The sequence below is a fragment of the Sphingomonas sp. S-NIH.Pt15_0812 genome (assembly GCF_003951315.1).
GTDB lineage: Bacteria > Pseudomonadota > Alphaproteobacteria > Sphingomonadales > Sphingomonadaceae > Sphingomonas.
On the sequence record NZ_QLJH01000007.1, the window covers coordinates 133,806 to 147,736 of the forward strand.

11 protein-coding genes are annotated in these 13,931 nt (G+C 70.3%); 3 read left to right on the top strand and 8 right to left on the bottom strand.

Annotated elements, in window-relative coordinates:
* Nucleotides 1-170: 170 nt before the first annotated feature.
* Nucleotides 171-1,184 (bottom strand): sugar kinase, encoded by a 1,014-nt coding sequence (locus tag BRX43_RS07020; protein WP_125994137.1) that lies wholly within the window; start codon nt 1,182-1,184, stop codon nt 171-173.
* Nucleotides 1,181-2,617 carry a glucuronate isomerase gene (gene uxaC / locus BRX43_RS07025; protein ID WP_125994138.1) on the bottom strand — a complete coding sequence of 479 codons (1,437 nt, stop codon included), beginning with the start codon at nt 2,615-2,617 and terminating at the stop codon, nt 1,181-1,183. The genes BRX43_RS07020 and uxaC overlap by 4 nt, the downstream gene beginning before the upstream one ends.
* 161 nt (nt 2,618-2,778) lie before the next feature.
* Here uxaC and BRX43_RS07030 point away from each other — a divergent pair, with 161 nt between their 5' ends.
* A complete protein-coding gene (locus tag BRX43_RS07030; RefSeq protein WP_125994139.1) occupies nt 2,779-4,224 on the top strand; it encodes a mannitol dehydrogenase family protein in 1,446 nt (481 codons plus the stop codon).
* A gap of 25 nt (nt 4,225-4,249) precedes the next feature.
* On the opposite strand, the gene BRX43_RS07035 is transcribed toward BRX43_RS07030, so the two are convergent.
* From BRX43_RS07035 to BRX43_RS07045, 3 genes are read right to left on the bottom strand one after another with little or no spacing between them, the layout of a single operon-like run.
* Nucleotides 4,250-4,615, bottom strand: coding sequence for a response regulator (locus BRX43_RS07035; protein WP_125994140.1), 366 nt, complete (start codon nt 4,613-4,615; stop codon nt 4,250-4,252).
* Nucleotides 4,608-8,057, bottom strand: coding sequence for a chemotaxis protein CheB (locus tag BRX43_RS07040; protein WP_125994141.1), 3,450 nt, complete (start codon nt 8,055-8,057; stop codon nt 4,608-4,610). The genes BRX43_RS07035 and BRX43_RS07040 overlap by 8 nt, the downstream gene beginning before the upstream one ends.
* On the bottom strand, nt 8,050-8,607 hold the full coding sequence (locus BRX43_RS07045; protein WP_125994142.1) for a PAS domain-containing protein: 558 nt from the start codon (nt 8,605-8,607) through the stop codon (nt 8,050-8,052). Before BRX43_RS07045 ends, BRX43_RS07040 begins: the two co-directional genes overlap by 8 nt.
* 190 nt (nt 8,608-8,797) lie before the next feature.
* On the opposite strand from BRX43_RS07045, the gene BRX43_RS07050 reads away from it, so the two are divergent.
* Nucleotides 8,798-10,825 (top strand): M3 family metallopeptidase, encoded by a 2,028-nt coding sequence (locus tag BRX43_RS07050; protein WP_125994143.1) that lies wholly within the window; start codon nt 8,798-8,800, stop codon nt 10,823-10,825.
* Between the two features lie 19 nt (nt 10,826-10,844).
* Here BRX43_RS07050 and BRX43_RS07055 read toward each other — a convergent pair whose 3' ends face one another.
* Nucleotides 10,845-11,810, bottom strand: coding sequence for a 2-hydroxyacid dehydrogenase (locus tag BRX43_RS07055; protein WP_125994144.1), 966 nt, complete (start codon nt 11,808-11,810; stop codon nt 10,845-10,847).
* Nucleotides 11,807-12,082 (bottom strand): UvrB/UvrC motif-containing protein, encoded by a 276-nt coding sequence (locus BRX43_RS07060; RefSeq protein WP_125994145.1) that lies wholly within the window; start codon nt 12,080-12,082, stop codon nt 11,807-11,809. The genes BRX43_RS07055 and BRX43_RS07060 overlap by 4 nt, the downstream gene beginning before the upstream one ends.
* Between BRX43_RS07060 and BRX43_RS07065 the strand changes: the two genes are divergently transcribed.
* A complete protein-coding gene (locus tag BRX43_RS07065; protein ID WP_206433137.1) occupies nt 12,065-12,940 on the top strand; it encodes a hypothetical protein in 876 nt (291 codons plus the stop codon). The two genes, BRX43_RS07060 and BRX43_RS07065, sit on opposite strands and share 18 nt — an antisense overlap.
* Here BRX43_RS07065 and BRX43_RS07070 read toward each other — a convergent pair.
* Nucleotides 12,935-13,931: ERAP1-like C-terminal domain-containing protein (locus BRX43_RS07070; protein ID WP_241214824.1), on the bottom strand; the 997-nt coding region annotated here is incomplete at its 5' end. The genes BRX43_RS07065 and BRX43_RS07070 overlap by 6 nt on opposite strands.

Below are 13,931 nucleotides of genomic sequence, written 5' to 3' on the forward strand. Positions count from 1 at the left end.
GGGCCGTTCGCCCGGATCATTCGGCGCTGCAAAGCGCCGTCGGGCCACCGGAAGTAGCGAACGGCCGGGGGGGGGGGGCGTTCGCCCGGATCATTCGGCGCTGCAAAGCGCCGTGAGGACACGGCAATTAGCGCGCGGCCAGGCCATGCGGCCCGGCGACATGCCGCCTCCTATCGCCGCACGTCCAGGCCTCCGGCGACGAAAGCGTCGATATCCGCCTGGCGGAACAGCGCCGCGTCGCCCGGTAGCGAGTGTTTGAGCGCCGCCACCGCCAGCCCGGTGCGCGCCGCGCCCAGGCTGTCCTGCCCGGAGCGCAGCCCGTGCAACACGCCCGCCGCAAAGGCGTCGCCGCCGCCGATCCGGTCGACGATGCCGGCGATCAGCACCTCGTCGGTCTGGGCATAGCCCTCGCGCGTGTCGATCCGGGCGGACAGGCGGTTGCTGTCGACATGCTCGACATGACGCGCGGTCGAGGCGATCGTCCGGAGGCGGGGGAAGGCCTGGAACGCGGCCTCCGCTGCAACCCGGCGACGATTCTCGCCCTCGCCGGCAAAATCGTCGCGACCGAGCAGCAGCGCGATGTCGCGATGGTTGCCGAACATCAAGTCGGCCTGTTCGACGATGCGGCGCAGGATCGCACGCGGATCGCCGTCCCAGCGCGCCCAGAGCTTGCCGCGCCAATTGCCGTCGAACGACAGGGCGATGCCGCGCGCCGTCGCCGCCTCGGCCGCCGCGATGGCGGTTTCGGCGGGCACCGGCCCCAGCGCCGGGGTGATGCCCGACAGATGCAGCCGGTCGACGCCCGCCAAGATCGAGTTCCAGTCCCAGGCCTCGGCGGGTGCTTCCGCGAAGGACGACCAGGCGCGATCATAGACGACCTCGGTCGCGCGCAGCCCCGCGCCGGAGGTGACGAAATACAGCCCCATCCGCTCGCCGCCGGTCTGGATGTGACGGACGTCGACGCCGTGGCCGCGCAGCGTGTCGATCGCCGCGCGACCCAGATCGTTGTCGGGCACGCGGCTGGCGAAGCCGACATCATGGCCGAGCCGCGCGAGCTGGGTGGCGACATTGGCCTCCGCCCCCGCGACCCAGACGTCGAAGCGCGGGCTTTGCATCAGCAATTCGCGCCCCGGTGGCGACAGCCGAAGCATGATCTCCCCGAACGCCAGGAACTTGCCCGTCACGCGACCTTCCCCCCCTTGTCGTCGAGCCGGTAGGCGCGGCGCACCAGGCCGCTGGTCAGCTCCTGCGCCAGGTCCGCCGCCTCCCAATCCTCCAGCCGATGCTCGGCGACCAGTCGGGCCAGGAAAGCGCAGTCGACACGGCGCGCGACATCGTGCCGTGCCGGGATCGACAGGAAGGCGCGGGTGTCGTCGTTGAAGCCGACCGTATTGTAGAAGCCGGCCGTCTCCGTCGTCATCTCGCGGAAGCGGCGCATCCCCTCCGGCGAGTCGTGGAACCACCAGGCGGGCCCCAGCTTCAGGCACGGATAATGGCCGGCAAGCGGCGCGAGTTCGCGCGCATAGGCGCTTTCGTCCAGCGTGAAGAGGATGATGGTGAGCGACGGATCGGTGCCGACCACGTCGAGCATGGGCTTGAGCGCCGCGACATAGTCGGTGCGCATCGGGATGTCCGCGCCCTTGTCTCGGCCATGGCTGGCGAACAGGCCGGCATTGTGGTTGCGGAAGCTGCCGGGATGGATCTGCATGACCATGCCGTCCTCGACCGACATGCGCGCCATCTCGGTCAGCATCTGGGCGCGGAACAGCTCGGCATCGGCCGCGTCCCAGGTGCCGCCGGTGATGCGCGCGAACAGTGCCTCGCATTCGGTCGTGGAGAGATTGGCGGTGCGCGCGGTCGGGTGGCCGTGATCGGTCGCGGTCGCGCCCGCCGCTCGGAAATCGGCCCGGCGCTTGCGATGCGCGGCGAGATAGCCCTGCCAGCTGCCGACCTCCTCGTTCGTCAGCTCGGCGAAGCGCCGCATCGCGCCCGCGAACTGTTCATGCTCGACATCGATCACGCCGTCCGGGCGATAGGTGGTGACGACGCGTCCCTGCCAACCCGAGGCCTGGATGGTGTGATGCGCGTCCAGATCGTCCTGAGCACCCTCGGTAGTGGCGAGGAAGTCGATGCGGAACCGGTCGAACAGTGCGCGCGGGCGGAAGGCGGGGGTGGCCAGCGCCGCGCCGATCGCGTCGAAATAGAGATCGGCGGTCGATGCCTCGAGCGCCACGTCCAGGCCGAACACCTCCGCGAAGACATGGTCGAGCCACAGGCGCGACGGCGTGCCCCGGAACAGATGATAATGGTCCGCCAGCACCCGCCAGGCGGCGCGCGGATCGGTCGCGGGGCGGCCGGACCGGGACGGGATCGCCAGCGCGTCGAGCGACAGGCCCTGCGAATAGAGCATCCGGAACAGATAATGGTCGGGCGCCAGCAACAGGCTGGTGGCGTCGGTCCAGGCCTCGTCGGTGGCGAACCAGCGCGGGTCGGTATGGCCGTGCGGGCTGACGATCGGCAGCGCGACGACCCCGGCATAGAGGCTGCGGGCGATGGCACGCGTGCCGGGATCGGCGGGGAACAGGCGATCGGGGTGGAGTTCCAGGCGACGGGTCACGATTATCCTCTCTGGTCATGCACCGCCTTGCGCGGATTGTCGGGGCGGGGTGGTAATCGGTGGCGGCGGCAAGTCAATCGGACCGGGCCGGACTTGCCGAGCCCGAGCCGGTGCGGCAGGGGAGGGCCGAATAGCGGCGAAGAGCCTTTGGGGGAGTGGATATGGAGAAGCTGTCGAACGCGACATTGGCCCGCGTGCCTGCCGATGTGGCGGCCCCGCGCGACCGGCGCCCGGTGACGATCGGCATCGTCCATTTCGGACCCGGCGCCTTTCACCGCGCGCATCAGGCCGCCTATGTCGACGCGCTGCTGGATCGCGACCCGCGCTGGGGGATCGCGGTGGTGTCGATGCGCAGCCGGGGCACGATCGATGCGCTGGCGGCGCAGGACGGGTTGTATACGCTGGCGATCCGGGATGCCGAGTCCGGGTTCCGGGTGATCGGCGCGCATCGGCGCTTCCTATCGCCCGACGACGCGGCGGAGACGCAGGCGCTGCTGGCCGATCCGGCGGTCGGGCTGGTGACCAGCACCGTGACCGAGAAGGGCTATTGCCTGGCGGCGGACGGCAAGCTCGACCTGGCGCATCCCGATATCGTCCATGATCTGGCCGGCGCGGGCACGCCGCGCAGCCTGGTCGGCTGGATCGTCGCCGGGCTCGCCGCGCGCCGGGCCGCGGGCGCCATGCCGTTCGTGGTGATGCCGTGCGACAATCTGGCGAACAACGGCGCGAAGCTGCGCGCCGCGCTGGTCGCCTTCGCCCGCGCGCGCGATCCCGACTTGGCCGACGGGATCGACGCGACGCTGGACGTGCGCTCGACCATGGTCGACTCGATCACCCCGGCGAGCGACACCGCCCTGGAGGAGGCCGTGTCGGCGGCGCTGGGCGGGCTGAGCGATGCCGCGCCGGTGCAGCGCGAGGCGTTCACGCAATGGGTGATCGAGGATAATGGCCGGCCGCTGGGCCCCGATCTCGGCGCGGTCGGCGCGACGCTGACGGACGATGTCGCCGGCTATGAGCGGGCCAAGCTGCGCATCCTGAACGGCAGCCACTCGACCCTGGCCTATGCCGGCCTGTTGCGCGGTCATGAAAGCGTCGCGGCGGCGATGGCCGATCCGGCGCTGGCAGGCTTCGTCGAGGCGATGATCCGCGACGAGATCGCTCCCATATTGCCCGATGTGCCGGGACTGGACCTGGCGGCCTATGGCGCGGCGGTGCTGGCGCGGTTCCGCAACCCGGTGATCGTCCACCGGCTCGACCAGATCGCGCAGGACGGATCGCAGAAGCTGCCCTATCGGCTTGGCGACACGCTGGCCGCGCACCGGGCGGAGGGGCGGATGCCGCGCCATGTCGTGGCGGCGCTGGGCTGCTGGATCGCCTTCCTGATCGCGCGTGCCAGGGCCGGAACGCCGATCGTCGATCCGGCCGGCGAGAGGCTGGCGACGATCGCGAAGGGCGGTGATCCGCTGGCGGTGACCAGCCGGCTGGCGGAGGCGGCGATCGGCTTCCACCCCGGCCTGTTCGAGGATGCCGCCGTGATCGAGGTGATCGCAACGGCGGCCGGGGATGCGCTGGCCGGGCGGTGGGACAGGCTGCTCGGCGCGGCCTGACCATGCGATCGTGCGTGCGGGGCGATCAGCCGCCCTGCACGCAGTGTTGGAGCGCCGCGGTCAGGTCGGCCGGCGCGCTGGGCTTGGGGCAGATCCGCGCCTTGGGATAGCGGCGGCGGAGCTCGCCGTCATCGGCATGGCCGGAATGGAAGATCAGCGGCACGCCATCGGCATAGAGCCGGTCGGCCGCCGGAAATACCGCGCCATCGGTCAGCCGCACGTCGAGCAGCGCCGCCGCCAGCGCCTGCGAGCCGAGCCGGTCGATCATGGCCTGCGCCTCGCTGACGCTGGTGCACGGTCCCTCGACGCAGAAGCCTGCATCCTCGATCGTCATCTGCAGATCCATCGCGATGAACAGCTCGTCCTCGACGAGCAGCACGACCTCACTCATCGACCAGCACGCTGCCCGGCAACAGGATTTCCATGTGGAAGCGCCCGACCTCGACCGAACGGGTCAGCGTGCCGCGCAACTGGCGGACGCTGGTCTCGACCAGGATCGAGCCGAAGCCCGGCTTGCTGGATGCCGTCGGGGCATCGACCTGTTCGCATTCCTCGTTCCATATCACCCTCACGCCGCCATCCTCGCAACGCCAGCCGATGGTCAGGCCGCGCGCGTCGGGACCGCTCAACGCACCATATTTGATCGAGTTCGTCGCCCATTCGTGCAGGATGAGCGCGATCGGCGACAGGCATTCGCGATCGAGCGTCAGCGCCGGCCCCTCGATCCGGATCCGGCCCCGCTCGTCATAGGGCGCGAGCGTCGCGGTGACGAGATCGCGCAGGTTGATCGCCTGGGGCGTGCCGGCGGGCGAGGCGAGCGAATGCGCCCGGCCCAGCGCCGCGATGCGGTTGCGGATATCGTCAGCGAAGCTCGGCACGCCGCTATGGCTGCGCGCGGCGATGGTGACCATGCCGGCGATGACCGCGAACAGGTTCTTCACCCGGTGGTTCATCTCGCGCAGCATCAGGTCGCGGGTTTCCGCCAGCAGATGCTCGGGCGTCACGTCGATCGACACGCCGACCAGCCGCTTGGGCGTGGAATTGGCGACCAGCCGGCCGATCCCCTTGACCCAGCGGATCGCGCCATCGTCTTGCCGGACGCGGAAGGTCGCCTCGAAATCACACACGCCCTGGATCGCCCGGGCCAGCGCCGTATCGATGTCCGCCCGGTCCTCGGCGGGAACGCGCGACAGGACGGGATCGATATGGCCGGCATCCGGGTCGCGCACGTCCAGAAGATCGCGCTCGGTGGTGTCGAGCGTCGTCGTGCCGGTGTCGGGGCTATATTCCCACACGCCGATCCCGGCGGCGCGGATCGCCAGGTCCAGCCGCTCGCGTTCGGCGGCGAGCTGGCGTTCCAGCGCCAGCGCCTCGGTGATCTCGGTCAGCACCAGCGTGGTGCCGTCGGTCTCGCCCGACTGGGTGTGATAGGGCAGGACCCGCATCGAGAAGATGCGCCCGCCGTCCAGCGTCGCTACCCGCCGCTGGACCGGCGCCGCGCCACCCGCCACCGCGCGCGCATCGTCGAGATGCGTCGATCCCGACAGCCGGCTGGCGACATCGGCGAGCGGCCGCCCGCGATCGGCGGGCTTGAGCGGGAAGACGCTGGTCGCCGCCGCGGTGAAGCTGCGTACCCGCTGCTCGGCGTCGAGCACCACCACGGCGAGGTCGGTCGATTCATAGAAGTTGCGCAGGTCGGAATTGGCGATGGTGAGCTGGTCGACCTTGCTCTTCAGCTCGTCATTGACGGTGGAGAGCTCCTCGTTGGTCGATTGCAGCTCCTCGTTCATCGACATCATTTCTTCGTTGGAGCTCTTCAGCTCCTCGTTCGCCGTCTCCAACTCCTCGATCGCGGAGCGCAGCCGGTGGCGGGTCAGGCGCAGCTCGTCCTCCAGCGCCTCGAAATGATCGTCGCCCGATTCCAGGTCGTGCAGTTCGCCGCCGTCATCGGGGCGGAACGGGCCGGTGTCGCGGAAGACGCAGAGCAGGCTGCCGTCGCCCAGCGGGTCGCAGATCACGTCGACCGGCTGGACGCCGTAATCGGTCTCGATCCGGACGTCGCGCGCAATCACCCGGCGGCGTTCGTCCCGGGCCTGGCGTAGCAACGGCCCGATCACGGTGCGCAGGCCGGCCCGCGCCAGGTTCACCGCGCTGCTGCCGCCGGTGCGGGTGACGGGAAATTCGAAATAGCGGCCGAGCTTGCCATAGGCGGAGATGATCGCGCCGTCCTGGTCGACGACCAGGCTGGGCGGGGCATAGCGTTCGACCAGCCGGCGCACCGCCAGCCGTTCGTTGACCAGCGACGGCGATTCGCCGCCGCCCTCGCGCTCGCGGCGCGGGGGCCGGTCGCGCGCGCTGGCGGGCAGGTCGATCGGATAGTTGGGCGCCCCCGGCGAGCGTTCGAACAGCCGCGCCGGCTGATCGATCGGCTGGAACATATGTTCGAACCGGCTGACCGTCTCCGATGGGCCCAGGAACAGGTAACCGCCCGGCCGCACCGAATAATGGAGAAGCGGCACCACCGATTGCTGCAACCGGTCGTCGAAATAGATCAGGAGGTTGCGGCACGACAGCAGGTCGATGCGCGAGAAGGGCGGGTCCTTGACCAGGCTGTGGCTGGAGAAGCGGATCATGTCGCGGATCGTCGCCGACATGGCGAACCGCTCGGCATGGAGGATGGTGTAGCGATCGCGCAGGTCGCCCGGCAGGTCGGCCAGGGCGGCGGCGGGGTAGGTGCCCTCACGCGCGATCGCCAGCATCTGTTCGTCGATATCGGTCGCGAAGATCTGCACGGCCAGCGGCTGGCCGGTCAGGCGCGCCGCCTCCGCGAACAGCATCGCGATCGTATAGGCTTCCTCGCCGCTGGAGCAGGCGGGAACCCAGACGCGGATGTCCTCGTCCGGCGCGCGTTCGCGCATCAGCGGCTCGATCGCGCGGGTGCGCAGCACCTCGAACGCCTCGCCGTCGCGGAAGAAGCGGGTGACATTGATCAGCAGGTCGCGGAACAGCGCCTCGCATTCGCGCGGGTCGGTGCGGATGCGCGCCAGATAGGCGCGGCCGGTGTCCAGGCCCAGCACATGCATCCGTCGCTCGACCCGGCGGACCAGGGTCGATCGCTTGTAGCCGGAGAAATCATGGCCGACCGCGTTCCGCAGCACGTGGCACAAGTCGTCGATATGGTCGGCGACGACATCCGCCTCGATCGCGCCCGGTCCCCGCCGGCGACGGTCGAAGAAGCTGCGGATGCATTCCAGTATCTCGCCGGCCGGCTTGACGAAGTCGATCAGCCCGGTGCCGACCGCCGACAGCGGCATCCCGTCATAGCGCGCGCTTTCCGGCTGCTGGACGATGCAGACGCCGCCATTCTCCTTGACCGCGCGCAACCCGGTGGTGCCGTCCGCGCCGGTGCCCGACAGGATCACGCAGGCGGCATTCGCCTGCTGGTCGATGGCGAGCGACTGGAAGAAGTCGTCGATCGGGCGGCGCAGCCCGCGTGGCTGCTGGAAGTCGGTCAGCTTCAGCCGGCCATCCTGGATCGCCAGGCCATGGCCGGGCGGGATGATATGGACCGTGTCGGGCTCGATCCGCTCGCCGCCCGCGCATTGCAGCACCTTCAGCACGGTGTTGCGGTCGAGCAGTTCGGCCAGCATGCTCTGGTGATTGGGGTCGAGATGCTGGACCACGACAAAGGCCAGGCCGGTCGGCAGACGCGCGGGCGCCAGCATCTCGCGCAAGGCCTCCAGCCCGCCGGCCGACGCGCCGATGCCGACGACCGGCACGGCGGCGGCGGGCGACGGCGTCACCGTCTCCTGCGCCTGGACGACATTATGCATGGGTGTTCATGTCGAGGCCCGCCAGCATCATCTTCGCCTGGGCGATGGTCGCGGCGCTGTTGGCGATGGTCAGCAAGGTGCCTTCCACCACGATCCCGGCTTCCTCCGCGATCGGCACCAGCTTGCCCAGCGTCGCCTCCAGCGCGGCGTTGTAATCGGCCAGCAGGTCGCCGTGCGAGCGGCTGACATCGAATTGCGACGCGAAGAGATAAGGCGTGCCGCCGCTCATGGCGCGCAGCCGCGACATATACAGCAGATTGACGAAGGGTCGACCATCCTTGCGGAAGTTGACGATCAGCGTGCGGACATTGGGTTGCCGGTCGTTGGCGATGAATTCGCGCAGCCGCGCCCGCGGTTCGATATTCGGCGCCTTGTGCTGGAGCATCCGACAGTTGCGGCCGACGACATCGTCGGGTTCGTAGCCGGTCAGCGTGGTGAACGCGGCATTGACGTAGACCAGCGGATTGTCGTCCGCCGCCGAGGCCACCGCCAGCGCGACGCGGGACTGACGCAGATAGTCGACCAGCGTTGAGGGAAGCTCGGAATGCACGTCGGGCCTGTCGTTCGAGGGGGAATGGCGATTAGCCGCATCGACCCTATCTAAACAAGAGCCGCGCAGGAAGGGCCATGCGCAAGCAGGGCGATTTCGGCCGTCCCGTTTGGCGACACCCGATGACCTGCGGCGACACCGCTCCTATGTAGCAATGCAACCCGTCCGTCCGTTGAACGAAAGACTGTCCATGACGATCGCCGCGCTGACCCTGCCGACCGAACTGCCATCCTTCTCGGCGCTGACGCCGGACGCGATCCTGCCCGCGCTGGACCAGGCGATCGCCGACCAGGACGCGACGGTCGCCCGGCTGGTGGCGACGCGGCCGACCGGGTTCGAGGACGTGTGGATGCCGCTGGAGCGCTGCGGCAACGCGATCGACGCGCTGTGGTCGGCGGTGTCGCACCTGCACGGCGTCGCCGACACGCCCGAACTCCGTGCCGCCTATGCCGAGGGGATGGGGCGATTGGTTGAATCGAGCACCCGGCTGCACCAGAATCGCGACCTGTACGACCTGCTGGTCGCGCTGACCGCCTCGCCGGCCTTTGCCGACCTGCCCCGACCCGACCGGGTAGCGGTGGAGCGGGCGATCCGCGACTTCACCCTGTCGGGCGTCGCGCTGGACGCCGAGGCGCGCGCGCGCTTCGCCGAGATCTCGGTCGAGCTGTCGCAACTCGGCACCGAATTCGGCAGCGCGGTGCTCGATGCCACCGATGCCTGGTCCGAGCATGTCAGCGACGTGTCGCGGCTGGCTGGCGTGTCCGAGGCCGATCTCGGCATGTTCGCCGCCGCCGCCCGGGCCAAGGGGCTGGACGGCTGGTTGGTCACGCTCCACCAGCCGAGCGTCAGCGCGATCCTGACCTTCGCCGAGGATCGCGACCTGCGCGCCAGCGTCTACCAGGCCTTCGGCACCCGCGCGTCCGACCAGGGGCCGGATGCCGGCCATTTCGACAATGGCCCGCGCATCGCCCGGCTGCTGACCCTGCGCCACCAACTGGCGCACCTGCTGGGCTTCACCGATCCCGTCGCCCTGTCGCTGGCGACCAAGATGGCGCCCGACGCAGGCGAGGTGCTGACCTTCCTGCGCGATCTCGCCAAGCGGGCCAAGCCGATCGCCGAGCGGGAGCTGGCCGAACTACGCGACTATGCGGCGGCGGAGCTGGGCATCGTCGACCTCCAGCCTTGGGATGTCGGCTTCGCCAGCGAGCGGCTGCGCGCCTCGCGCTATGCGGTCGACGAACAGGCGGTGCGCGCGCACTTCCCGGTCGAGCGGGTGCTGGAGGGGTGGCAGGCGCTGCTCGGCCGGCTGTTCGGCATCCGCCTGGCCCGGCGCGAGGATGTCGACCTGTGGCATTCCGATGCTCGCTATTACGATGTCGCCGACGAGGATGGCAGTGTCTTCGCCGGCCTGTATCTCGACCTCCATGCCCGCCCCGGCAAGCGCGGCGGCGCGTGGATGGCGGAGGCGCGGCCCCGCCTGCGCGACGGCAACACGGTCAGCGTGCCGGTCGCCTATCTGGTCTGCAACTTCGCGCCGCAGGGGGCGGGGACGCCGTCGCTGCTCAGCCATGGCGACGTGCTGACGCTGCTGCACGAGACGGGGCATTGCCTTCATCATCTTTGCACGTTGATCGACCGGCCGGGCATCGCCGGCACCAGCGGCTTCGAATGGGACGCGATCGAGTTGCCCAGCCAGTTGATGGAGGATTTCGCCTGGGACCGTGCGGTGCTGACCAGCATGTCCAGCCATCACGTCACCGGCGCGCCGCTGCCCCCGGCGATGTACGAGGCGCTGGTCGCGGCGCGGCGCTATCATTCGGCGATGATGGTGGTGCGGCAGATCGAGTTCGCGCTGTTCGACCTGCTGCTGCATCTGGGAACGATGGGCTCCGACCCGATGGAGGTGCTGGAGGCGGTGCGCGACGAGGTGTCGGTGATCCGCCCGCCGGAATGGCACCGTTTCCCCCATGCGTTCAGCCACATCTTCGCCGGCGGCTATGCGGCGGGCTATTACAGCTATTTGTGGGCGGAGGTGCTGGCCGCCGACGGGTTCCAGCGTTTTGCCGAGGCGGGGCTTGTCGACCGGGCGACGGGCGACGCGTTCCGCGCCGAGGTGCTGGCGCGCGGCGCGAGCCGTCCGGCGGCGGACAGCTTCCGCGCGTTCCGGGGCCGAGATGCCGGGATCGACGCGCTGCTGGTGCGGCGGGGACTCGCCTGAACCCAACGGCGGGGGCGCGTCAGCCGCGCGTCTCCGCCACCGGCGTCAATGCGCGGCCCGTGGTGAACCAGCTCGTCAGATTGTCGACCACCAGCTTGCCCATTGCCGCGCGCGTGCGCTCCGACGCGGAGCCCAGATGCGGGAGCAATACGACCTGCTCCATCGCGACCAGCGCCTCGGGTACGTTCGGTTCGTCCGCAAAGACGTCCAGCCCGGCGGCGAGGATGCGCCGCTCCGCCAGCGCCGCGACCAGCGCGTCCTGATTGACGACGCTGCCGCGCGCGACATTGATGAACACGCCGTCCGGTCCCAGCGCGTCCAGCACCTGCGCATCGACCAGATGGCGGGTGCCGGCGCTGCCCGGCACGATCGCGATCAGCACGTCCGATACCGCCGCCAGCGCCGCCGGGCTGTCATGATAGGCATAGGCGACCTCCGGCTGGCGCGATCGGCCGTGATAGGCGATCGCGACATCGAAGCCGTCCAGCCGCCGCGCCACCGCCTTGCCGATCGCGCCGAGCCCGAGGATGCCGACGCGTCGGCCGCGCAGGCTCGGCGACAGGGGGAAGGGGCCCTGTCGCCAGTCCCCTGCGCGCACGAACCGGTCCGCCTGGGGCAGGCGGCGCAACGTCGCCAGCATCAGGCCGATCGTCAGGTCGGCGACCTCCTCGTCCAGCACGCCCGGCGTGTTGGTGACGACGATCCCGCACGCGGCGGCGGCGGCGGCGTCGATCGTCTCGTAGCCGACGCCGAAATGCGCGACGATCTCCAGCGCGGGCAGGCGGTCGAACCAGCGTCCGTCGATCCGCCCGGCCGCGCCGCCGACCGCCATGCCGCGGATGCGGGCCGCGACCGCCGCCAGATAGCGGTCCGGGTCGGGCTGCTCCCACAGACGGTGCAATGTGAAATCCTGCTCAACCGCATTGATCACGTCCGGCGCCATCGGGGCGGGCATCAGCACGTCCACGCGATCCGGCCCGGTCATCGCCGCCGCCCGCTATTGGTGGTGCGCAGGTCCGGCTTGGGGGGCGGTGTCCAGCCGGGCGGCGGGGCCGGGCGTTGCTGGCTGGTACCCAGGCCCATCGCCCCCGGCTGCTGGCGGGTCAGCCCCGCATCGCTGGCGGCGCGGGCCTCCTCGGCACTCGCCCCGCCGCGCATCAGGGCGATCTGGTCGCGCAGGCGCGACGCCGTTTCGAAGTCGAGCGCCACCGCCGCCGCCTCCATCTTCTTCCGCAACGTTTGGATATCATCGTCCATGCGGCGGCAACGCGCCAGCCACCCGCCCGGACGCATGGCCCGGCGGGTGGATCGGCGATGGACCCGGCTCGCGAAAAGGATCATGATTTCCGCATGAACGACGATCCCGGTCCGCCAGCGCCGATGATCCACCGGGCGCGCCATGTCGCCACCGGCCTGGCCGATGTCGGGCTGACCCATGCCGAGGACCTGCTCCGCCGCCTGTCGCCGGAGGGGCGGGAGCAGGCGCGTCGCGAGCGGGCTGCGAAGGCGCGGCGCCAGAAGAGGCTGATGATCCGGCTGGTCTCCGCGGCGGTCGCATCGATGCTGGCCTGGGCGATGCTGGACCTGATGCTGCCGTCCGCCATCGCGCTCGTCCTGTCGGTGGCGATGATGCTGGTCCTGACGATGCTCGTCGTCCTGCGCGCGCCGCCACGCGTGCCGGGGCGGGAAGCGCTGGCGGGCGCGCCGCTGGCGGGCCTGGCGGAGGAGGCGAGCGTCTGGCTCGCCGCGCAACGGCGCGGGATGCCCGTGCCCGCGCTGCGGCTGGCCGACGAACTGAGCCGCCGGCTGGACGATGTCGCGCCCCGGCTCGGCGCGCTCGATCCCCGCAGCCCCGCCGCCGCATCGCTGCGGACGCTGGTCGCGGTGGAACTGCCGGCGCTGGTCGAGGGCTGGCGCACCGTGCCGATCGCGGCGCGTCGTCAGCCCCATGCCGATGGCCGCACCTCAGACGACCATCTGGTCAACGGCTTGCGCCTGATCGATGCCGAGCTGGCCCGCGCCCATGCGCAACTGGGGCAGGGCGCGCTCGACGGGATCGCGGTGCAGGGGCGCTATCTCGAACTGAAATATGATGAGGGCGGTCGGCCGCTATAGGTCGGCCTGCCGGATGCGGACGGTCAGCGCCAGTTCGTCCCGCGCGGTCAGCAGCTTGCGGCGGATATCGAACGGGAGGGCGGGTTGCGCCTTCAGGAAGCCGTCGACCACCGCCAGCGCCGCCGCGTCGCGCTGGCCGGCGACGAAGGCCTCGATCCAGGCGGGCAGGAAGAAGATGCGCCGGTTCTGCCGGATCCATTCCAGCCGGTCGAGCGCGGGACGCAGGAAGGGCAGGGTGAGCGCCGCCTGCCCGACCTCGTTGAACGCGCCCAGGCTTTCGCTGGCCCAGGCCTCGTTGAGCGTCGCATCGTCGAAATAGCGAGTGAAATAGGCGGCCTTGACCGACCGGTCCGGCGTCGCCGCGCGGGCGACGAAGGCATCCTTCACCGCCTCGCCCGACGTGTCGCGCCGCTGCTCGGCGGCGAACAGGGCGGCGGCGTCCGGCGCGCCGACCGCGATCAACCGACGGACGATCGCCCAGCACGTCGGCTGGCGGATCGCCGCCCCCGCCAGCATTGCGCGCCCGGCGAGCAGGTCGCGCAGCCGGCCGAGCGCCAGCGGCGTCCGAGCGGTCGCGACCAGCCGGTCGAGGGCGTCCTTGCGCAGGCCATAGCCGAGCTGCGGATCGTCGATCCGGGCGAGCAGCGCCGCCTCCCAGCGCGGGCGCAGCGCCTCCGCCTTCGCATCCGGTAGATAGAAGTCGAGCGCGGTCGCGCCCCGCGCCAGGATGGTGCGCGAAATCTGCTCGTCCCGCTCGCCCGGCAGATGGTCGAGCAGCACCGCGACATAGCGATCCGGCGCGAAGCGGAGGTCGCGGACGCTGTCCCACAATCCGCTCCACAACAGGGCGCGGAGCAGCGGATCGGTGCCGCTGACGACCTGCGACACGGTCCGGGCCGCGGTCCGCGCGTCGGGCAGGAACGGCACATAGCCATGCACGACGTGATTAACCCAGCAACAGTCCAGCCTCGGCCAGCCCGTATCCACGGCC